This is a genomic window from Chryseobacterium sp. Marseille-Q8038, assembly GCF_965111995.1.
This window is the reverse complement of the sequence record NZ_CBCOPN010000001.1, coordinates 2,453,665-2,475,276: the sequence shown is the minus strand read 5'-3', so window position 1 is coordinate 2,475,276 and position 21,612 is coordinate 2,453,665. Positions and strand designations below refer to the sequence as shown.

Sequence of the window (21,612 nt, the reverse complement as noted above, 5' to 3'; positions counted from 1 at the left end):
AGGTTATAGGTATTAGGGCTTAGGAATTAGATAGCCTGAGCCCTAATACCTAAATCCTAATCCCTTATAAATGAAATTCAGAACAGAAGTTGATATTCCTGCATCAGAAAAGAAAATTGAAATTGAAGATAAAATATTTTCAATAGGTTCGTGCTTTGCCTCTGAAATGACGGATTTACTGCAAGACGGGCAACTTCAGACTTTAAATAACCCTTTTGGGACCATTTTTAACCCTTTTTCCATCAATTATGCGGTCAATAGATTACATGATTCCGCATTTTATGAAGAAGAGGAGTTGATTACCTATAATGAAGAATATATTTCTCTGGATCATCACACCAGTTTTGATACCCGTTATATTCATCAGACCTTAGATAAGATTAATGGAGCCATTGAAGCGGGAAATGCCTTTCTTCAGGAAGCCGACTGGATTATTATCACCTACGGATCTTCATTTATTTATGAATTTCTTCCCAAGAAAAAACTGGTGGCCAACTGTCACAAAATCCCTCAAAAGTTTTTTGAAAAAAGACTGCTTTCCCATCAGGAGCTTACAGGCTCCATTTATCAAACAATTCTTGATCTTAAAGATATTTGTAAAGAAGGTGTACAGATTTTGTTCACCGTTTCACCTGTAAGGCATACAAAAGATGGAATGGTGGAAAACCAGTTAAGCAAGTCTAAACTGATTACTGCGATCCATGAATCTATTTCGATGCTCGAAGACTGTCATTACCTGCCTGTCTACGAAATTTTAATGGATGACCTCAGGGATTACCGTTTTTATAAAGAAGATATGATTCATCCCAGCACACAGGCGGTTAATTATATTTTTGAAAAATTCGGGAATGCTTATTTTTCAGGAGAAACTCAGAATTTTATCAAAGAAAATTTTAAGATTATCAAAGCGCTGGAACATAAGACGAGTGACAAAAAAGATCCAAAGTTTATTGAATTCAGAGAAAAGCTGGATCAAAGAATCGAAGTTCAGCGTAAAAAGGTAAAACATAAAATATTTTAAATGCGTGATTTTACCAAAATTGATTATCTCAAAACAGGTAATGAAAGACAGAGAAAAGCTTACGAAATTCTGACAAAGTATCACGTTTTTGAGAAAATGAAGGACTATTCTCCCATTTTAGCGGGAACTGTTCCTATAGAAATTGACATCAAAGGAAGTGATCTGGATCTTATTTTCGAAGTGGATTTACAATATGAACAAGATTTTCTGGATGATTTACTATTTTGTCAGCTTATCCCTCAAGACGCAGACGTTGAATATCCGATTATAAACGGTGAAAAATGCATTACCTTGAATTTTATGCTGGAAGGGTTTCCCATCGAAATTTTCGGACAGAATAAACCTACAATACAGCAAAATGCTTATCTTCATATGATGGCTGAATACAAAATATTACAGGAAAAAGGAGAAGAATTTAAACAAAAAATAATAGAACTTAAAAACCAGGGAATAAAGACAGAACCCGCTTTCGGAATATTGCTGGGACTTGAAAATCCCTATGAAGATCTATTGAAATTTTAAATAAAATGATTGATACACATACACATCTATACGCAGAAGAGTTTGATGAAGACAGAAAAGAAGCTATTCAAAGAGCCTTAGATAAAGGAATTACAGAATTTTACCTTCCTGCCATCGATTCTGAATCTCACGAGAAAATGCTGCAACTGGAAACAGAATATCCGGGACAGATTTTTTCAATGATGGGATTACATCCTTGTTATGTAAAGCCGGAATCGTGGGAAAAAGAACTTGAAATCGTAAAAAATTACCTTGATCAGAGACATTTTCCGGCAATAGGAGAGATCGGGATTGATCTGTATTGGGATAAAACAACGTTAGATATCCAGGTAAAAGCTTTTGAACAGCAGATTGACTGGGCAATAGAAAAAGACCTTCCCATTGTTATTCATACAAGAGAAAGCTTTGATGAGACATTTGAAGTACTGGAAAGAAAGAAACATCCTAAATTAAGAGGGATTTTCCATTGTTTCTCAGGAAATCTTGAACAGGCACAGCACGCTGTTGATCTTAATTTTATTTTAGGAATCGGTGGAGTAGTAACCTTTAAAAATGGGAAAATAGATCAGTTTCTGAATGAAATTCCTCTGGATAAAATTGTTCTGGAAACAGATTCTCCTTATCTGGCTCCGGTTCCCCACAGAGGAAAAAGAAACGAAAGTTCCTATCTTGACCTGGTAGCAGGAAAGCTGGTTGATGTCTACGGAAAGGAGTTTTCTGAAATAGACCGCATGACTACAGAGAATGCAAAAAATCTTTTCAAATAATAAAACATTAAGTTTTAAGATAAATAAAAACCCCTTTCCAATGTTGAAAAGGGGTTTGTTTTTTATTTCTTTCTGGTGAAATTCTTATTCTTTGGCTTTTTAAACCCAACTGAAGCTCCCGCAGAAGGCTTTTTACGGTTATTATTCGGCCTTGAATTATTACTATTGCCTGTTTTAGGTTTCTCACCACCTGCATTAAAAGGTTTGTTGTTAGAATCTCTTTTCTGGGCAACCAGATCATCAGTATGGAACGGATGGTCTTTGATCACAGGAATTTTCTTTCCAATCAGTTTTTCGGTATTCTTTAAGTTCAAAAGATCGAGTCCGTCTACAAAAGAGATAGAATTACCTTCAGCTCCGGCTCTTCCCGTTCTTCCGATTCTGTGTACATAGGTTTCAGAAACATCGGAAAGCTCAAAATTGATTACAAATTTCAATTCATCAATATCAATTCCTCTTGCTGCAATATCCGTGGCAACAAGAACTCTTGTTTTCCCGGATTTGAAGTTGTTCAAAGCATTTTGTCTCGCATTCTGAGATTTATTACCATGAATGGCTTCAGCAGAAATATCGTCTTTCTGAAGTTTTCTGGAAATCTTATCTGCACCATGTTTTGTTCTTGCAAATACCAATACAGAATCTGAAATGTCATTTTGCAGAATGTGAGAAAGCAAATTCAGTTTGTTATCTTTTTCTACAAAATACACAGATTGTTTAATGGTATCCGCTGTAGAAGAAACGGGAGTAACCTCTACTTTTATAGGATTGTTTAAGATAGAATTAGCCAGTTTCTGGATTTCAGCCGGCATTGTTGCTGAAAAGAATAAAGTCTGTCTTCTCTGAGGTAAAAGTTTGATGATTCTTTTTACATCATGTACAAATCCCATATCCAGCATTCTGTCTGCTTCATCAAGAACAAAGATCTCAAGATTTTTCAGGCTGATGATGCCCTGAGCAATAAAGTCAAGAAGTCTTCCTGGTGTTGCTACCAGAATATCAATTCCTTTTCTCAAAGCAGCTTCCTGGTTTCCTTGTTTTACCCCTCCAAAAATAACAAGTTGTTTTAATGGAAGATATTTACCGTAAGCATTAATGTTTTCCTCAATCTGAATGGCCAGTTCTCTGGTTGGAGTAAGGATTAATGCTTTTATATGTTTATTGGGAATTTTATTTTTGGATAAATTCTGTAGAATAGGGATGGAAAAAGCAGCTGTCTTTCCTGTTCCTGTCTGCGCACAACCTAGAAAGTCTCTGCCTTCTAAGATATCAGGAATAGATCTTTCCTGGATAGGAGTAGGAGTCGTGTATCCCTGTTCCTGGATTGCTTTTGCAATAGGTTCTATTAAGTTTAAGTCTGTAAAATTCAAATGAATTATTTTAAAATTTAAATAAAAATTCCTTCAGTCTGAAAGAATTACATTTTGCAAAGGTAGTCTAAATATTTTTAAGTATCTTATTCCACTTTTTTAGACTTATTTACTATGCGAAAACAGAAATGGCCACCCAATATGAGCAGCCATTTTATTGATATGAAAATCTGAAGTTTATTTAAATTTATATCCTACACCAGCCTGCAGAAATCCAATTTTAATAGGAACTGTATTGCTTTTATTCATTTCTATAAAATTGAAATTGTATCTGGCGTCCACAAAAAACTTTTCATTAATTTTATATTCTGCCCCCAGGAAAGGAAATAAATTCAAGGTTTTTAAAGATTCGTAATTGTGGGTTTCTGACTCATCAAAAAGATTATCCATTTTTACTTTGGATGATATGTTAAACCCTAAGTTGATTCCTGCAGATGCAGAAAGCTGTGGAACAATATAGTATTTTACTGAAATAGGAACCTGTATCTGATTGAACTTGTAATCAAAGTTCATATTACCCATGTTTACCACTTCATTACCCACCAACTCATACCAGGGATAAGCATCTTTACCACCCAATTGAGTATACAGTAATTCAGCCTGCAAACCAAATTTAGAGGATAAAGGTTGTTCTGCTACGATACCTGCATAGAAATAGGATTTTGAATCCAGTCCAGTTCCAAAAAATTTCATATTGGATAAGGAATATCCTCCTTTTACACCAAAGCTCATAGATGCCTGGTCTTTTGTGTTTTCTTGGGCATTAAACAGTGCTGAGAAAGCCACTGCTGCAAGAAAAAAAATGTTCTTCTTCATGTTTATTTTAAATGGTTACTAATTTTACAAAAAAATAATTCCTCCAAATGAAGGAATTACTGTTACAAAGATAATTTAAATATTTTTTAGTGAAACTATTTCACTTTATTCCATTGTTGGTTCTTTCTTAAGTTTTCAAAAAACTGATAGACTTCTGAAAGCTTTTCACTTCCGTGTTTTCCATAGTCTTCAATGTTTTTTGAAGTTCCGTCTGCGAATTTGATTCTTAAATAAGAGGTTGGAAGATCGGTAATATTTCGTTCACCATATTTGTCGTTTAAGCTTTTTACATTCAGTCCATCCAGTAAACTGATGAGTTTATTGTAATCTTCTTCTTTGATGGTTCCTTTAAAAGTTCCCTCACGTGGCTTTGAAAACTCGTCTTTTGAAGGTTTGTCATTGAAATTAAAATGTTCCGCTTCAAAAACGGCTGTTCTGTCGGCACTGATGGTCATTTTAAAGACAGGACAGAATCCAAAACATGGAGTAGCCTCATATTCAATGGTAGAATATTTGGAGTTTACTTTTTGAGAAGTGCAGGAAAATAATAATATAGATGCACAAAAGGCTAGTAAATATTTCATAGTTTTTTTCAATTTCAGAGGATGTTTCAATAATTGTTCCAAAAAGAGAAACTCTTCTTTTGTTTTTATGTTAAATATAAAATGGAAAACCTGATAACCTTTTATTTGAACCATTAAGATTGTATTAAGTGTTAAGAATATGAAGATAAGCTCCGCTTTATACTTAAGAATCGGAATGATTCATCTTAACTACTCTTTATTTCTTAAATCTTCTTAATGGTTTAATATAAAATATAAATTAACCCTTTATTTGAACCATTAAGATACGATGAAGGTGTTAAGAATATGAAGATAAGCTTCGCTGTACGCTTAAAAATCGGAATGATTCATCTTAACTATACTTTATTTCTTAATCCATTCTTAATGGTTTAAAATATTGTCTAAAAGAAATAGAGTTAATTGTATAAAAAAACAGCCTCAGATTTTTCTAAGGCTGTTTTGTATGTTGCAGTTCCATTGTAAAATAAAACTGGTGAATCAATGTTTTTCCTATCCGTGCAATTGCTTCCAGATAGCATCTTTAAGCTCCATAAGGCCTTCTCCGGTAACTCCTGAGAAGAACAAAGGCTGCTTGTTTTCAGGAAACTCTGCTGCAATTTCTTTCTTCAGCTCATCATCCAAAAGATCAGATTTTGAAACAGAAACAATAAAGTCTTTATCCAAAAGTTCAGGATTGTATTCTTTCAATTCATTCTCCAGAATTTTAAACTCCTGGAAATGATTTTCAGAATCAGAAGGAATTAAAAATAGCAAGATAGAGTTTCTTTCAATATGTCTCAGGAATCTGTGTCCTAATCCTTTTCCTTCTGCTGCTCCTTCAATAATTCCCGGAATATCAGCCATTACAAATGATTTGTAATTTCTGTAATCCACAATTCCAAGGTTAGGAGTCAGAGTGGTAAAGGCGTAATTGGCAATTTTTGGTTTTGCTGCTGAAACAGATGCTAAAAGTGTAGATTTTCCAGCATTTGGAAATCCAACAAGTCCTACATCGGCCAAAATTTTAAGCTCGAAGACCACATAGCCTTCTTCACCATCCATTCCGGGTTGAGCATATCTTGGAGTCTGATTGGTAGAAGATTTGAAAAATTCATTTCCTCTTCCACCTTTCCCTCCTTGCATCAGAATTATTTCCTGCTTGTCATCAAGGATTTCTCCGATAATTTCACCTTCTTCATTTTTAGCGATAGTCCCAATGGGAACATCGATATAAATATCAGAACCGTCAGCTCCTGTCAGCTGGTTTTTTGCTCCGTTTTCACCTCGTTCTGCTTTTATGTGACGGGTGTATCGAAGTGGAAGCAAAGTCCATTCATTAGCATTTCCTCTCATGATGACATGACCTCCACGACCTCCGTCGCCACCGTCAGGACCACCTTTAGGAATATACTTTTCACGGCGAAGGTGGGCAGAACCAGCACCTCCGTGTCCGCTTTTACAATGGATCTTTACGTAATCTACAAAGTTAGACATATAGTTTGTGTTGCGAGTTGCAGGCTACGGGACGAAATTTTCTATCCCGCACCCGTATCCCGATTATTTAATTTTCTCTACCTCAGCGAAAAGTTTTTGGGAAATCTCATCAATTTCTCCAACACCGTTTACCTCTACATATTTACCCTGCTGCTTATAAAGCTCGGCAACTTCTGCTGTTTTAGTATAATATTCTTTAATTCTGTTTTCAATGATCTCTACATTGCTGTCGTCTGATCTTCCGCTGGTTTCTCCTCTTTTAAGAAGTCTTTCAACCAAAATTTTATCCTCTACTACCAATGAAAGACAGATGTCAATATCGTCATTCAGTACTTCCTTTACGATGGTTTCCAAAGCTTCTGTCTGAGCAGTTGTTCTTGGATATCCGTCAAAAATAAAACCATTGGTATCAGTAGGTTTTTTGATCTCGTCGATCAGCATATCTGTTGTTACCTGATCCGGAACCAATTCTCCCTTATCGATGTATGACTTAGCCAGTTTTCCAAGTTCAGTGTCGTTTTTCATATTGTATCTGAAAAGATCACCTGTTGAAACCTGTTTTAAATTGAATTTCTCGATTAGATTCTGAGCTTGTGTTCCTTTTCCACTTCCTGGAGGGCCGAACAGAACAATGTTTATCATAATGTTGATACGCTTCCAGCCGTTAGTAATACACTGTTGGCTTTTAGCTTTTTTAAGTTAATATTTTACTTTTATTTCGATTAAGTTTAAAGCTAACAGCCAATAGCCAGTAGCTAATGACAATAATTAATGGTTGATTTGTCCGTCTTCCAATTGATATAAATTAGGTAGGTTTCTTCCCAATTCATCATAATCAAGGCCGTATCCAAGTACAAATTTGTTTGGAATTTCCATTCCGATATAATCCAACTTGAAATCCTTTTTGTAAATCTCAGGTTTCAGTAAGAAACTAGCCAGCTTTACAGATTTAGGACGTTGTGTTTCCTTAAAATATTTGAAAAGACTTTCAACCGTGTTTCCTGTATCTACAATATCTTCTACAAGAATAATGTGACGGTCTCTTACATCTTTAGTCAGCTCCATTTTCTGATAAACAATCCCTGTAGATTCAGTTCCAACATAAGAACTCATTTGAATGAAGGCAATTTCGCATTCCCCCGGGTAATATTTTAAAAGATCTGAGAAGAACATTACCACCCCATTTAAAACACCAATGAAAACAGGTACTTCATCTTTGTAATCTTCATAAATTCTTAACGCTGTCTCTTTTACAATTTCCTGAATTTCGGCATCCTTTAAATAAGGAACGAAAGTTTTGTCGTGAACTTTAATGCTTTCCATAAAATTTTTAGTAGGAGGCAAAGTTACGGATTTTTGATTAAAATACTTTCCTGTTTTTATCAGTTTGAAAAGTTTGGTGGTTTCAGGACTGTAGAATTGAATAATGAGATGAAGTCTGTTTAAATCATAATAAGGGTGAGCTTTTTGATGAGATAGAAAGGTATAGCTTCAAAAAAAGCACTTTGAAAATGATTCAGAAAAATACGTGTTTAAAAAAGGAGTGGAAGAAGGGATGATAAATGTCCTGATTATTGACGAAAATTGAATGTTCTCAAAAATTACTATCTTTGTTCTTTCAAAACCCAAAATACAGACATGTAGGATATCATTTCTTTCAGATTCAATAAGACGGTAACAAAGATGTTGCTGGTGTTCAACCATTATTAAGAAAGAAATCATGATTTTACTGCAAAATATATCCTTTGGGTTTCCGGGAGGAAATCTTCTATTTAATCATATCAATTTAACAATACAATCTCACACCAAATCAGCTTTGGTGGGAAGCAACGGCATGGGGAAATCAACCCTGTTGAAAATGATTGCTGGCGAAATACAGCCTTTAAAAGGGAATATCAATATCCATGGTGATATTTTTTATGTTCCTCAGATGTTCGGGAACTTTAATCATCTTAGCATTGCTGAGTGTTTGAAAATAGATCAGAAACTTCACGCTCTCCAAAAAATTACCGAAGGAGAGGTGGATGAAATTTTTTTTGAAATTCTCAATGACGATTGGGATATTGAGGAACGGTGCCGGCATGCCCTGGAACATTGGGGACTTGACAATTTTGGACTGTCTCAAAAACTGGAAGGCTTGAGTGGCGGGCAAAAGACCAAAGTTTTTCTTGCCGGAATTGAGATCAGCCAACCTGATATTATCATATTGGATGAACCTACCAATCATCTGGATCTTGAGGGAAGGAAGCTCCTGTATGACCTTATTGACAAAACAGATGCAACAGTTGTTATTGTAAGCCACGACCGCACCTTGCTCAATCTCGTTGATGTCATATTTGAGTTAAGTAATCAGGGAATTGCATCTTATGGAGGGAACTACGATTTCTATGCTGAACAAAAAGAAGTGGAGGAGGAAGCTTTGCATAATGATATTCACTCGAAAGAAAGAGCTCTGAAAAAAGCAAAAGAAAAGGAAAGGGAAACCCTGGAACGAAAACAAAAGCTGGATGCAAGAGGCAAAGGAAAGCAGGAAAAATCAGGAGTAGCGAGGATTATGATGAATACGCTTCGTAATAATGCTGAAAAAAACAGTTCAAAACTGAAAAGTGTACACGCTGAGAAAATCAGTGGTATTTCTGATGATTTGAGAGACCTGCGTTACTCTTTAAAAAATTCGGATCAGATGAAAGTGAATTTTAATGATTCCAATCTGCATTCAGGAAAAATACTTGTGGCTGCTGAAGCTATTAACTTCAATTATGGAAAGGAAAAACTCTGGAAAGAAAATATCAGCCTTGAGTTGCGAAGCGGTGATAGAATCTCAGTTAAAGGTTCCAATGGCTCCGGAAAAACTACGCTGATCAAGCTTCTGCTGGGAAATAGTAAGCCTTTGGAAGGGAAAATAACAAGGGCAGAATTCAACAGTATCTATATCGATCAGGAGTATTCTCTGATTGATCATGATTCAACGCTTTATGACTTTGTTCAGACCTTCAATGACAGTGCATTACAGGAATCTGAAGTGAAAACATTATTGTCAAGATTTTTGTTTTGGAAAGATACCTGGGACAAAAAATGTGGAATGCTGAGTGGAGGTGAACGTTTGCGGTTGCTTCTTTGCGGACTTTCCATCAGCAATAAGGCACCTGATATGATTATTCTTGATGAGCCAACCAATAACCTGGATCTTCAGAATGTAGAGATTCTCACCAGTTCTATCAAAGATTATCATGGAACTCTGCTGGTGATTTCGCATGATGAAGTTTTCCTGAAAGAGATTGGTGTGAATAGTGAGGTTTTGTTGGATTAAGAACTGTATTCATACTTTGTCATTCCGTAGGAATCTAAATATTATGAGGTTTCTGCGAAAGGCTAATTATTTGTTTTCTGCGAATGAATAATGTAGTTGGTATTCAATAGGGACGGGCTTTAGCCCGTCTTTAAATATAGAATAAGAATCCATTGGCTTTAGCCAAAACCTATCATAAAAAACCTGGAGATCAATTTCCAGGTTTTTTATTTTTATGAATTATTTCTTCGTTTTCTTAATCGCATCCAGATAAATCTTTTCTTTTATAAGTTCTTCTATGGTCACAGGTATTGATTTTTTTCAGTGTCCTAAATTAACAATTCCTTTTCAAGTACCAGTCACTGCGAGGAAAATGAAGCAATCTCTATATAGGCTGTTTTATTTTATTCAGAATAATATCCATCTTCTGGTGCAGTTCGTAATCACCTGAGAGCTCAATTAAAGGAGTATTCATCCCGGACAGCCATTCCAAATGGGCTTTTAAAGTTCTGTTCGCAATACCGGTGTTGTGATCGTAATCTTTAGCCCAATCCATAAACTCCTGGAATTTTTGGGCTCTTTCCGGACTGGTAATCATTTCATCACCATATCTTTCGTATTCCCTTTCTCTCAGTCTTTCCATTCTGAGTTCAGAAGGCAGATAGAGAAATATAATCAGATCGAATGCCGGAAATACATTTTCACCCCAATGAATGATTGAACCTCCAAAAATCCAGTTGTCTGTGGAGTGAAGTTTATCTGAAACAGCCGCGTTTCTTATTTCAGGATCTTGTCTTTCTGTAAAGGGGTTGGATGTGGTAAGCCAGAAAAAATCATCACTGTCGAAGTATTCAATATGGAGTTCCTCAGACAATGCCTTCCCTAATGTTGTAACTCCGGAACCGGAAGCTCCGAAAATATGTATTCTCATGCTTTTTAATTTTATAAAATCTGCGGGAATTTTTAATATTTTGAAATCCAATGACCAATTTCATTCAACACTTGCTCCCGTATTTCCTCATTCAAAATCTCATGACGCATTTCCGGATAGATCTTCACGTCCACATGCTGAAAACCCTCAGCCTTTAAGTTGTTGACGGTATGCATTACCCCTTTTCCAAAATCGCCAATCGGATCATTCTGTCCACTTACAAATAAAAAAGGAAATGACTTTGAAATAGAAGAAGCCCAGTTTCTCGCTGTAGCCTTTTTATAAATAGTAAATAAAGTATAAAAAGCATTATGAGTAAACGGAATCCCGCAAAGCTCGTCCTGCTCAAAAGCTTTTCTGTTGTTAGGATTTACACTGAGCCAGCTGGTGTCACTGAAATCTTTATCGTTTTTAAAATGCTTGTTATTGACACTCGTAAAAACAGAATTCAAAAAAGTACGATGACGTGGGGCGATGGTATTGGTTAATGATAAATAAGCTCTCAATAGATCTATTCCCGGTAAAGGGCCGCCGGTTCCCGTAATGACAGCTCCTGCAAACTTATTGCTAGCCTTTTGAAGGAGACAACGGGTGATAAAAGATCCCATCGAATGTCCCATAATAAAATGAGGAACCTCCGGAAACTGCTTTGCAAGATGATCTGCCATCATTTCTGCATCTGCAACAAGTCTCTCATCCGGTTTTTCAAGCTGAAAGAAGCCAATCTCTTTTTTCTCTTTGACAGATTTTCCGTGTCCCAAATGATCATACGTCAATACAGCAATCCCATGAGCTGTAAAATATTCTGCAATCTCTGCATATCTTCCACTGTGTTCCTGCATGCCGTGAACGATGAGTAGGGTGGCTTTTACTGTTTCCGGAGAAAATAAAGTGTAAAAGAGTTGGGTTTGATCGTCTGTGGTTGCAGATAGGTATCCTGATTTTTGGAGTGGTCTCATGGGGGATTCTCTTTTGGTTTGAAGGGTAATTAAAGATACAGAATTAATGATTTTTCTATTCATCTAATCTTGATGAAATATCCATTTGTTGATGAAGAATTCTTATGATTTCAATTTCTTCATTTTTAAGATTGATTTTATAAAATATAAAATGAGATTTCACCCTTGAACGGAAATATCCTTTTTTGATTTCACTGTAATCTTTTCCAGACATTGGATTTGCAGATAAATATTCGATATCATTCATTAACAAATCAAAATAATGATCTGCCTGTTTTACTGACCAAGTTTCGAAGGTGTACAGCCAGATTTTTTCTAAATCTTTTAACGCTTCTTTGCTGATTTTATATTTCATTTATTCAGCAGAATGTTTTTGATGAAGATTTTTCAAAAATTCTTTACGGTCAAAATTTTCAACAAAACCAGATTTTTCACCTTTTTTTAATTCGTTGATTAATTCTGTTTTTTTAGATTCTTCATGTTCGAACATTCTTAAAGCTGTTCTTACAACTTCACTGGCGGAAGAAAATTTTCCGGATTTGATCTGTTGGCTGATAAAGTTGTCGAAATAATCCCCTAATAATATGGATGTGTTTTTTGGCATTGTGTTAATTTTAATCAAAGATACCAATTTTTGGTATTTTATCAAAAAAAATTAAAATAAGTTATTGAATAGTATTTCTTTATATTCATCTAAAGAATAATTGTTTTCTTTATCAAGATCCATTAAAAAATCAACATAACTTTCATCACTTGTTGCTCAATAATTTATCGATTGTTTTAACAAGATTAGATCTATGAGATAATGTAATTGATGATTAAATTTCTTTTCATAAAAATTCTGCTTTTTGAGATAGGGAAAATATAATCATCTTCATATACTAATCTGTCGTAATAGTATAATCCTTAAGAATGTAAAAATGAGAAGAAGGAGAAAAAAATTTCCTTTTTGCTTAAATCTTTTTGTTTTTACATTGAAGATTTTAAATTGTTCATTTTCATTTGCAAATCCTTTAAGATAAAATACGGGTAAAAAATGATGTTTTTGAGATTGACTCATAAGTATAATTGTAATAAACCAAATATAGTGATGATAAAGTAAAAAATTATTATCATTTCCACCCCACCCCAAAATAAAATTCCTCTCAAATTTGCTCACCCAATTTTTTAAAAGTAATTTTGCACGAATCTAAAAACAAAAGTAAAATATGTCAACTTATGTAGTTGTAGGTCTTCAGTACGGAGATGAAGGCAAAGGAAAAATCACGGATGTTTTATCAGCAAAATCGGACTATGTAGTACGTTTCCAGGGTGGAGACAACGCTGGTCACACGGTTTATGTGGGTGAAGAAAAATTCGTTTTGCACCTTCTTCCTTCAGGAGTTCTTCAATGCAAAGGGAAATGTATCATTGCGAACGGAGTAGTGGTAAACCCTAAATCTTTTATTAGAGAAGTTGGTCAGATCGAGAGCAAAGGCTTGAGAACAGATCATATCTTTATCAGCAGAAGAGCGCATGTAATCATGCCTTACCACATCCTTTTGGATACTTACCGTGAAGAGGAACACGGAGGAACACAAATTGGAACTACCAAAAAAGGAATCGGACCTTGTTATGAAGATAAAATTGCAAGAGTCGGGATCAGAATGGTAGACCTTTTAAATCCTGAAATTTTAAGAGATAAAATCGAGAAAAACTTAAAAGTTAAAAATTCTCTTTTTGAAAAATATTACGGAAAACCAACTTTAGACGTTGAAGAAATCTACAATGAATATTTAGAAATCGGAAAACAACTTCAGGATAGAATCGTTGATACTGAATTAGAGCTGAACGAAGCAATCAGAGACGGTAAAAACGTTTTATTCGAAGGAGCACAGGCATTAATGCTTGATATCGACTTCGGAACGTATCCATATGTAACTTCATCTTCTCCATCTACAGGAGGTGTTTGTTCAGGAGCTGGTGTTCCGCCAACTGCACTTCAGAACTTAATTGGTGTGGCAAAAGCATACTGTACAAGAGTAGGAAACGGACCTTTCCCTTCTGAATTGGATAACGAACTGGGTGAAAAAATCAGACAGATCGGTGGTGAATTCGGAGCGACTACAGGTAGACCAAGAAGAACAGGTTGGTTAGACCTTGTTTCTTTAAAACATGCTTGTATGATCAATGGTATCAACAACCTTGTAATCACTAAGCTTGACGTTCTTACAGGAATTGAAAACCTGAAAGTGGTAACGCACTACAAAACTGAAGACGGAAAAATCATCGATTATTTCACTTCTTCAACAGAAAAATTATACAACTACGAGCCGATCTATCAGGATTTACCAGGTTGGAGCGAAGATATTACTAAAGCAAGAAGCTATGATGAACTTCCTGACACTGCTCAGAAATACATCGAGTTTATTGAGAAATATTTAGGAATCAATGTATACTTAGTTTCTGTAGGTCCTGAAAGAAGTCAGAACATCATCAGAAAAGAATTATTCTAATATTTTTAGACTTAAAATAACAAAGAGATCATCATAGGATGGTCTCTTTTTTTGTTTAAAGTTTACTTTACCGGTTTATTAATCAATCCTTGTCAAGGTTTTAAACCTTGACAAGGATACTTATTCCAATCTTTAATTTTTATATACTTTTGTCTTAAAACAAAGTGCAAATAAGAAATTATGGAAGAAAATAAAATACCACAACGCTTTCTCGATAATATTGTGATCAGCTTATATTTTACCATTGCCTATGCCGTTCTGATTATTATCTATTTAAGCTTGCCACTAAATGTAAGTGCAGATTTTTTACTGATTCTGTTTATTGCCTGCAGTTTGATTTTTAGCATAGGAGCCATTTATTTTGCTGCTAAAAGCTATTCGAAAACTAAGATCAGTTCTGTTATTCTCATTATTATTAATGGTTTGGGGCTATTAATACCGCTTACACTTCTTCTGCTGCTTATTTAATCTTCTATACAATAGTTTAATAATCTGTTACTTGTGTTCTTTTTTCTTATTTGTTTTTATGAAAAAATAAGAGTGTTTTTCCGAAAAATTTTCTATTTATAAATGTTAAAATTTAAACATTGTCATAAAATTTTCTAATATTATGTTGTTTTGGTAAAATTTTGGCAAATGTTTTGATATTACAACAGTGCTTATCGATAAGAGCTAACAAAACTAATAATCACAATTTTTAACAGTTTAAATAGTAGTAGTGATGAAACAACATAACCAAAATCAGGAATTTCGTTTTAACGAAGTTCTGTTCGAGCACCGCAATAAAGACTATGGTGCCTATGCATTAAGAAATGAATCAGATAGAATATTAACCAAAGCACTTTTTATAGGAGCAAGTTTAATGGCAGCAGTATCCATTACACCATTTGTGATCTCTGCATTTAAACCTGTAGAAACTCCTACAGGAACCATTTATAACCTTCCGCATGTTATTGATATTCAGGATGTAGAAAGACCGAAAGATCCACCTGTACAAATTGTAAAACCCACTCCGCCAGCTCCTGCTGTAAAGACATATGATAACACATTGCCGGAACCTAAAGCAATAGTTACCAATGAAAAACAAGTAGAGGATAAAATAAACGCGGTAGCAAGCACGCAAACATCAGAAGGTAAGGAAACTCCAAATACCACCTATATTCCGATTGTTCCAAGAGTTATCGGAGGTGATGGGCCGCCTGCAGTAAAGGCTGATCCTGTAGTTGAAAAAACAGACCCTTCAGTAATTGATAGAGATCCTAGCGTAGAAGCCAGCTTTGCAGGAGGAATAGACTCCTTCAGAAATAAAGTAATGAACAGCTTCGACGGCTCAGGAGTCGAATCAGAAGATGTTGTAAAAACGACAGTTACCTTTATTGTAGAAATGGACGGAACCATCTCAGGGGTAAAAGCTAACGGAACCAACGCCGATTTTAATAATGAGGCAATGAGAACAATTAAAATGATTTCCAATAAAGGAAAATGGATTCCCGCCAAAAACAAAAAAGGAGAATACGTAAGAAGTTATTTCAAATTTCCCATCTCCATGAAATTTGATAATTAATACGGAAAAGTAAATTTCAAATAGTTATCCACAAAGAATTTTTTTTGTGGATAATTTTTTTTATTGTTAAATTGCTTATTAACAATATTTTAACTCAATTTTGATTTTCCCCACTTACCGAGAGCAAAGAAAAAAGTGTATTTTTGAAACTTAAAGTTCTAATAATGGCAAAAATCATAGGTATTGCTAATCAAAAAGGAGGGGTGGGTAAAACTACCACCGCTGTAAATTTAGCAGCAGCATTAGGAGTATTGGAAAAAAGAATATTAATCATTGACGCTGACCCTCAGGCGAATGCAACTTCCGGCCTGGGTGTGGAAGATGTTCAGTATTCTACATATAATCTACTGGAGCACAGTGCAGATACAAGAGTTTGTATCAAAAGAACGGCAACTCCAAACCTTGATATTATTCCGTCACATATCGATCTGGTAGCTGCGGAAATAGAATTGGTAGACAAGGAAGACCGTGAATATATGCTGAAGAAAGCATTAGCTACAGTAAGAGATGATTATGACTATATTATCATCGATTGTGCACCGAGTTTAGGTCTTATTACAGTCAATGCGCTTACAGCAGCAGATTCTGTAATCATTCCGATTCAATGTGAATATTTTGCATTAGAAGGACTGGGGAAACTTTTGAATACTGTTAAAAATGTTCAGAAGATCCACAATAAAGATCTTGGAATTGAAGGTCTTCTTTTAACAATGTATGACAGCCGATTGAGATTATCCAATCAGGTTGTGGAAGAAGTGAATCTACACTTCCCGGAAATGGTTTTTGAAACCATTATCAGCAGAAATGTAAGATTGAGTGAAGCACCAAGTTTTGGAGAAAGTATCCTGAATTATGATGCAGAAAGTAAAGGAGCAGTTCAGTATATTCAGTTAGCTGAAGAAGTTCTTTTAAAGAATGAAAACTTAATAAAGAATTAAATTAATAATAAATGGCCAATAGGTGAATGCTAGGCATCACTTATCAAACATCATTTATCAATTATATCTATGAAGGACAAAAAAAGAGCTATGGGACGCGGCTTGGGCGCCATTTTAAGTGCAGAATCCAAAGCAACGATCAACTCCGCTACTGATGAGGGAGCAGATAAGTTTGTGGGAAATATTGTAGAAGTTGCGCTTGAAGATATCTATCCGAACCCGACGCAGCCGAGAACTTATTTTGATGAAAAAGCATTAAACGAACTTGCACAGTCGATCAAAAACCTGGGTGTAATCCAGCCGATTACCTTGAGGAAAGACGGTGAAAGGTTTGAAATTATTTCCGGGGAAAGACGTTACAGAGCAACGAAAATTGCAGGGTTAACAACGATTCCTGCCTATATCCGTTTAGTCAATGATCAGGAGCTTCTTGAGATGGCTCTTGTGGAAAATATCCAGAGAGAAGATCTTGATGCTATCGAAATTGCTTTGACTTATCATAGGCTTTTAGAAGAGATCGGTCTTACTCAGGAAACACTGAGCCAGAGAGTAGGGAAGGACAGAAGTACCATCACCAATTCCATCAGATTATTAAGGCTGAACCCGGATATTCAGAATGCCATCAGAAGCGGTGAAATTTCTGCAGGACACGGAAGAGCTATTATCAGTCTTGAAAGTGAAGAAGATCAGCAGATTCTGTTTGATCTGATTATCAAAGAAAAATTAAACGTTCGTCAGGCAGAGCAGGCTGCTGCTGTATTGAAGAACCCAAAGTCTCCCGCTGCAAAAAAAGCAAAAGTGGAACTTTCCAATAACTATAAAAAAGCCCAGAAGACCATCGCTGATATCTTAGAGGTAAAAGTGGAAATCAAAGCTTCTGGAAATGGTAAAAAAGGTAAAATTGTTCTGGACTTCAAAAACGAAGAAGAGCTGGAATATATTTTATCCCATATTAAATAAATGAAGAAAATATTTTTCACATTTTTCTTGTGTATTGCTGCACTGGCCTCTTCACAAGTAAAACCTATTGATACCGTTCGGATGCAGACTCCTCCGAAAGAGGAATCACGTTTAGTGAAGCCGAGTAAGACGGAGGCAAAGATTATTGAAGATCTTGAAAAAGCAAATGGCCCCACGGTAAAAACGATAAAACTTAATCCTACCAGAGCAGGATTGTATTCTGCAGTTTTACCCGGATTAGGACAGTTTTATAACAAAAAGTACTGGAAAATTCCCATTGTATGGGGAGCGGTAGGAGCAGGAGTCGGTATTGCTGTATGGAATGATAACCAATACAAAAAATATCGTGAATATTACGTAGCAAAGCTGAATGGTACACCTAATGAATTTGTAGACAGTCACCCGTGGCTGGACAAAAAAGCTTTGGGAAATGCTCAGGACAGAGCCAAAAGACAAAGGGATTATGCCATCGCTATTACAGGGTTGATCTATATTCTGAATATTGTAGATGCTGTAGTAGATGCTCACCTTTACGAAAGCCGTCATGACCCGGATTTGGTTTTTAAGCCATCAGTAATCCAGGATCAGTATGGATATAGTGCTCCAAAAACAGGATTCAGTTTAAGTTACAGATTTTAAAATATAACATACCTGCAGAAAGATCTGAAGATTGAATGCAGTAGTAAAAAAATAAAAAGATCATATGAAAATAGCATTAGTGGGTTATGGTAAAATGGGCAAGATCATTGATGAGATCGCACAGAAGAGAGGTCATGAAGTAGTTGCCCGCCTGAAGGAAACCCCAACTGCTGAGAATCTTAATAATCCGGATGTTGTGATTGAATTCTCATTACCGGAAGTAGCATTTGAAAACATCAAAGCTTGCCTTGAAAATAAAATTCCGGTGATTTGCGGAACTACAGGATGGCTGGATCAAAAAGATGAAATAGAAAAATTAGCTGTAGATAACGATACAGCTTTCTTATATGGTTCCAACTTCAGTTTAGGAGTGAATTTATTTTTTGCCTTAAACGAAAAGCTTGCCGATCTGATGAAAAATGTAGATGAATACTCTTGTCAGTTAGAAGAAATTCACCACATTCATAAAAAAGATGCTCCAAGTGGAACGGCTATTTCTATTGCCGAAGGAATCATTCAAAACAACCCGAAATTTGATGCATGGAAACTGGAAGAAACAGAAGGTAAACAGCTTGGAATTTTCGCAGTACGTGAAGATGAAGTACCGGGAACTCACAGCGTGTATTACAGAAGCGAAGTAGACGAAATCGAAATCAAACATACTGCTTTCAACAGAAACGGTTTTGCATTGGGAGCTGTAGTAGCTGCTGAATGGATTAAAGATAAAAAAGGAAACTTCGCAATGAAAGATGTTTTGGGACTTTAATTTGTAACAAATTCTGTAAATTGCAGACCAATAAAACAGAAAATGATGAATAGTGAATTGTAAATAGCGGACTGCTTTTATCATTTATTACTCATCATTTTATCATTTATATCATAAGAATAGGCACAAAAATTTATGAATTATTTTTTAACTTATACAGTATATGTCCTCATACTATCCGTATTGATGGGTATTTCATCTTGGAAACTGTTCAAGAAAATGGGCTATAGCCCTTTATTTGCTTTTATCCCTTTTTACAACTATTTCATCATTCTGAAAGAAACAAAACACCCGAAATGGTGGGCAATTCTTTCTTACCTTCCGATAGTAGGGCCCATTATGATGTCTGTTTTTCACCTTTATCTAGTGAAAAAATTCGGGAAAACACTTTTCAAAGATCAGATTCTTACCGTAATCCTTCCATTTATTTATATGGCAGTGATTAACTATTCTAAAGATGTAGAGTTAGAAGATGAAAATGCCAACGAGCTATTTCTTACAGATGAAGAGAAAAATGATAAAAAGAAAGATACATTCATTGGTTCAATTACCTTTGCAGTAGTTTTCGCTACCATCATCCACGTTTTTGTAACACAGCCATTCGGAATCCCTACAGGATCTATGGAAAGAACATTACTGGTAGGTGACTTCCTTTTTGTTAACAAATGGAGCTACGGATACAGACTTCCGATGCGTCCGGTAGCTATACCTTTCCTTCAGGGAACAATTATGGATACAGGACAGAAAGGCAATCCGAAAGATGATCCCAAATCTTATGTAGATGGAGTAAAACTTCCTTACACAAGAATTTTACAATTCAACAAACCACAGAAAAATGATGTTGTAGTTTTCAACTATCCTCAGGATTCCGTACATACTGCAATTGATAGAAAAGATCCTTACGTAAAAAGATGTGTGGCTGCTGCAGGTGACACTTTTGAAATGAGAGCCGGAAGACTTTTTGTAAATGGAAAGCCGGAAACTGTTTTAGGTGATCAGGAAGTACAGCATGCATATGTTATAAATACGAGCGAACAATTAGACATCCCTGCTTTATATAAAGGTTACGGTTTCCTTCCTGTAAATGAAGAGCAAACAAATAATGGGTTTAAATATACCTTTCAGGGACTAACTGATAAAATTGCTAAAGATCTTAAAGCTTTACCAAATGTAATTGATATGCAGGAAAGCATTTTGCCTAAAGGAATGCCTGCAATCCAATATAAATTAAACGCAGAAAAATCAGCATATACAAAAAGTATAGATACTACACAGTCTATATTTCCAGTTAACAAACCTTGGAATCCCGATTGGTACGGTCCGGTGAGAATTCCTAAAAAAGGAGATGTTGTAGCCATTAATCAGGAAACACTTCCAATGTATCAGTGGATTATTTCTGAATATGAACACAACAGCTTAGAGAAAAAGAACGGAAAAGTTTTCATCAACGGAAAAGAAGCCAGCCAATATACTATTCAACAGGATTATTATATGATGGTAGGAGACAACAGGGATGCTTCACTAGACGCAAGATTCTTTGGTTTTGTTCCGGAAGAAAATATTGTTGGAAAGCCAATGTTCACATGGATGAGCCTTCAGGGTGCTTTTGCAGACAGCAGTTCTACGTATCAGGCGCCATTCAAAATCCGTTGGGAAAGAATGTTCAAAGCAACCAATACAGGAGAAGCCAATAAAACCTCTTACTGGTGGATTGCAGCGATGATTCTGATCCTGTTCTTCGGATGGGAATATTTCATGAAATTATTCGGAAAGAAAAAAACTGAAGACGACTAACAGAAAAATTAAACTTAAAATAGAATGAAGTATTTGAAAAAATACTTCATTTTTGTATTATGAATATGAAGAATGTATTATTACCGGCATTTTATATGCCACCAATTTCATGGTTTTCAGTGTTTTTAAATCCTGAGAGTGAAATTGTACTGGAACAGTTTGAAAACTTTCCCAAACAGACTTATAGAAACAGAGCCAACATCTATGGAGCCAACGGGAAATTGTCATTAATAATCCCTATCAATCATAACGGAAAAAGAGAATATAAAGATGTTGAAATCTCTTACCGTGAAGACTGGAGAACGCTTCATTGGAAATCAATCAAAACAGCGTATCAGAGCTCTCCGTATTTCGAGTATTATGAAGATAAATTCAGAAAAATATTTGACCTTAAAGAAAAGTTCCTTCTTGACTTTAACCTTAAAGGGATAGAAGTAATCCAACAGATATTGAAAACAGAAAAGGCACACTCTTTGAATGAAGAATATATCAAAAATCCTGAAAGTATCAATTTCAGAGAAAAGTTTTCGGCAAAGGTTCCTTCAGAATTTCAAATGGAAGACTATTACCAGACGTTTTCTGATAAATTAGGGTTTTTGGAAGACCTTTCGGTTATTGACCTTATTTGTAATAAAGGTCCGGAATCATTGGTGTATATAAAAAATATAAAACAATTATAGCATACCATCGCTATTAAGGAAATATTTAGCATAGAACACATGAAGGT

The 21,612-nt window shown here is 35.4% G+C and carries 23 protein-coding genes; 13 read left to right on the top strand and 10 right to left on the bottom strand.

Features of this window, described 5'->3' with window-relative positions:
• Positions 1-70 precede the first annotated feature (70 nt).
• The 3 genes from ACWPWS_RS11470 to ACWPWS_RS11460 are packed head-to-tail and all read left to right on the top strand — an operon-like array spanning position 71 to position 2,310.
• Entirely contained in the window at positions 71-1,021 is a 951-nt protein-coding gene (locus ACWPWS_RS11470; RefSeq protein ID WP_454046571.1) for a GSCFA domain-containing protein, read from the top strand.
• The gene (locus tag ACWPWS_RS11465; RefSeq protein WP_454046570.1) at positions 1,022-1,543 is read left to right on the top strand and encodes a DUF4269 domain-containing protein; all 522 of its coding nucleotides are present in this window, start codon (positions 1,022-1,024) and stop codon (positions 1,541-1,543) included.
• Between the two features lie 5 nt (positions 1,544-1,548).
• The gene (locus ACWPWS_RS11460; RefSeq protein ID WP_454046569.1) at positions 1,549-2,310 is read left to right on the top strand and encodes a TatD family hydrolase; all 762 of its coding nucleotides are present in this window, start codon (positions 1,549-1,551) and stop codon (positions 2,308-2,310) included.
• A gap of 62 nt (positions 2,311-2,372) precedes the next feature.
• Here the strand turns inward: ACWPWS_RS11460 and ACWPWS_RS11455 are convergent, their stop codons facing one another.
• The 6 genes from ACWPWS_RS11455 to hpt all read right to left on the bottom strand — a co-directional run bounded on the left by ACWPWS_RS11455 (position 2,373) and on the right by hpt (position 7,873).
• Positions 2,373-3,677 carry a DEAD/DEAH box helicase gene (locus tag ACWPWS_RS11455; protein ID WP_209785677.1) on the bottom strand — a complete coding sequence of 435 codons (1,305 nt, stop codon included), beginning with the start codon at positions 3,675-3,677 and terminating at the stop codon, positions 2,373-2,375.
• 177 nt (positions 3,678-3,854) lie between these two features.
• A complete protein-coding gene (locus tag ACWPWS_RS11450; protein ID WP_454046568.1) occupies positions 3,855-4,493 on the bottom strand; it encodes a porin family protein in 639 nt (212 codons plus the stop codon).
• A 95-nt stretch (positions 4,494-4,588) separates the two neighbouring features.
• Positions 4,589-5,077, bottom strand: a complete 489-nt coding sequence (locus ACWPWS_RS11445) for a DUF6438 domain-containing protein (protein ID WP_454046567.1) — start codon at positions 5,075-5,077, stop codon at positions 4,589-4,591.
• A 489-nt stretch (positions 5,078-5,566) separates the two neighbouring features.
• A complete protein-coding gene (obgE, locus tag ACWPWS_RS11440; RefSeq protein WP_209785674.1) occupies positions 5,567-6,550 on the bottom strand; it encodes a GTPase ObgE in 984 nt (327 codons plus the stop codon).
• Between the two features lie 63 nt (positions 6,551-6,613).
• On the bottom strand, positions 6,614-7,192 hold the full coding sequence (locus ACWPWS_RS11435) for an adenylate kinase (protein ID WP_047374143.1): 579 nt from the start codon (positions 7,190-7,192) through the stop codon (positions 6,614-6,616).
• Between the two features lie 126 nt (positions 7,193-7,318).
• A complete protein-coding gene (hpt, locus tag ACWPWS_RS11430; RefSeq protein WP_047380929.1) occupies positions 7,319-7,873 on the bottom strand; it encodes a hypoxanthine phosphoribosyltransferase in 555 nt (184 codons plus the stop codon).
• 397 nt (positions 7,874-8,270) lie between these two features.
• On the opposite strand from hpt, the gene ACWPWS_RS11425 reads away from it, so the two are divergent.
• Positions 8,271-9,860, top strand: coding sequence for an ABC-F family ATP-binding cassette domain-containing protein (locus tag ACWPWS_RS11425; RefSeq protein ID WP_454046566.1), 1,590 nt, complete (start codon positions 8,271-8,273; stop codon positions 9,858-9,860).
• 364 nt (positions 9,861-10,224) lie between these two features.
• On the opposite strand, the gene ACWPWS_RS11420 is transcribed toward ACWPWS_RS11425, so the two are convergent.
• From ACWPWS_RS11420 to ACWPWS_RS11405, 4 genes are read right to left on the bottom strand one after another with little or no spacing between them, the layout of a single operon-like run.
• Positions 10,225-10,770 carry an AAA family ATPase gene (locus tag ACWPWS_RS11420; protein ID WP_454046565.1) on the bottom strand — a complete coding sequence of 182 codons (546 nt, stop codon included), beginning with the start codon at positions 10,768-10,770 and terminating at the stop codon, positions 10,225-10,227.
• A gap of 32 nt (positions 10,771-10,802) precedes the next feature.
• The gene (locus ACWPWS_RS11415; RefSeq protein WP_454046564.1) at positions 10,803-11,729 is read right to left on the bottom strand and encodes an alpha/beta fold hydrolase; all 927 of its coding nucleotides are present in this window, start codon (positions 11,727-11,729) and stop codon (positions 10,803-10,805) included.
• A 55-nt stretch (positions 11,730-11,784) separates the two neighbouring features.
• The gene (locus ACWPWS_RS11410; RefSeq protein ID WP_454046563.1) at positions 11,785-12,084 is read right to left on the bottom strand and encodes a type II toxin-antitoxin system RelE/ParE family toxin; all 300 of its coding nucleotides are present in this window, start codon (positions 12,082-12,084) and stop codon (positions 11,785-11,787) included.
• Positions 12,085-12,333: a type II toxin-antitoxin system ParD family antitoxin gene (locus tag ACWPWS_RS11405; protein ID WP_454046562.1), complete on the bottom strand. Its 249-nt coding sequence runs from the start codon at positions 12,331-12,333 to the stop codon at positions 12,085-12,087.
• A gap of 604 nt (positions 12,334-12,937) precedes the next feature.
• Here ACWPWS_RS11405 and ACWPWS_RS11400 point away from each other — a divergent pair.
• The 9 genes from ACWPWS_RS11400 (at position 12,938) to ACWPWS_RS11360 (ending at position 21,565) form a co-directional block, all read left to right on the top strand.
• Positions 12,938-14,224 carry an adenylosuccinate synthase gene (locus ACWPWS_RS11400; protein ID WP_209785668.1) on the top strand — a complete coding sequence of 429 codons (1,287 nt, stop codon included), beginning with the start codon at positions 12,938-12,940 and terminating at the stop codon, positions 14,222-14,224.
• 180 nt (positions 14,225-14,404) lie between these two features.
• Positions 14,405-14,692, top strand: coding sequence for a hypothetical protein (locus tag ACWPWS_RS11395; protein ID WP_454046561.1), 288 nt, complete (start codon positions 14,405-14,407; stop codon positions 14,690-14,692).
• 253 nt (positions 14,693-14,945) lie between these two features.
• Complete coding sequence (locus tag ACWPWS_RS11390) at positions 14,946-15,788, top strand: energy transducer TonB (protein ID WP_454046560.1); 843 nt, start codon at positions 14,946-14,948, stop codon at positions 15,786-15,788.
• A gap of 164 nt (positions 15,789-15,952) precedes the next feature.
• On the top strand, positions 15,953-16,726 hold the full coding sequence (locus ACWPWS_RS11385; protein WP_105683818.1) for a ParA family protein: 774 nt from the start codon (positions 15,953-15,955) through the stop codon (positions 16,724-16,726).
• Between the two features lie 69 nt (positions 16,727-16,795).
• Complete coding sequence (locus ACWPWS_RS11380; RefSeq protein WP_105683819.1) at positions 16,796-17,686, top strand: ParB/RepB/Spo0J family partition protein; 891 nt, start codon at positions 16,796-16,798, stop codon at positions 17,684-17,686.
• Positions 17,687-18,325 (top strand): DUF5683 domain-containing protein, encoded by a 639-nt coding sequence (locus ACWPWS_RS11375; protein ID WP_105683820.1) that lies wholly within the window; start codon positions 17,687-17,689, stop codon positions 18,323-18,325. It begins immediately after the preceding gene.
• A 64-nt stretch (positions 18,326-18,389) separates the two neighbouring features.
• Positions 18,390-19,091 (top strand): 4-hydroxy-tetrahydrodipicolinate reductase, encoded by a 702-nt coding sequence (gene dapB, locus ACWPWS_RS11370; protein ID WP_454046559.1) that lies wholly within the window; start codon positions 18,390-18,392, stop codon positions 19,089-19,091.
• A gap of 135 nt (positions 19,092-19,226) precedes the next feature.
• A complete protein-coding gene (gene lepB, locus ACWPWS_RS11365; RefSeq protein WP_454046558.1) occupies positions 19,227-20,885 on the top strand; it encodes a signal peptidase I in 1,659 nt (552 codons plus the stop codon).
• A gap of 59 nt (positions 20,886-20,944) precedes the next feature.
• A complete protein-coding gene (locus ACWPWS_RS11360; RefSeq protein ID WP_454046557.1) occupies positions 20,945-21,565 on the top strand; it encodes a WbqC family protein in 621 nt (206 codons plus the stop codon).
• Positions 21,566-21,612: the final 47 nt, after the last annotated feature.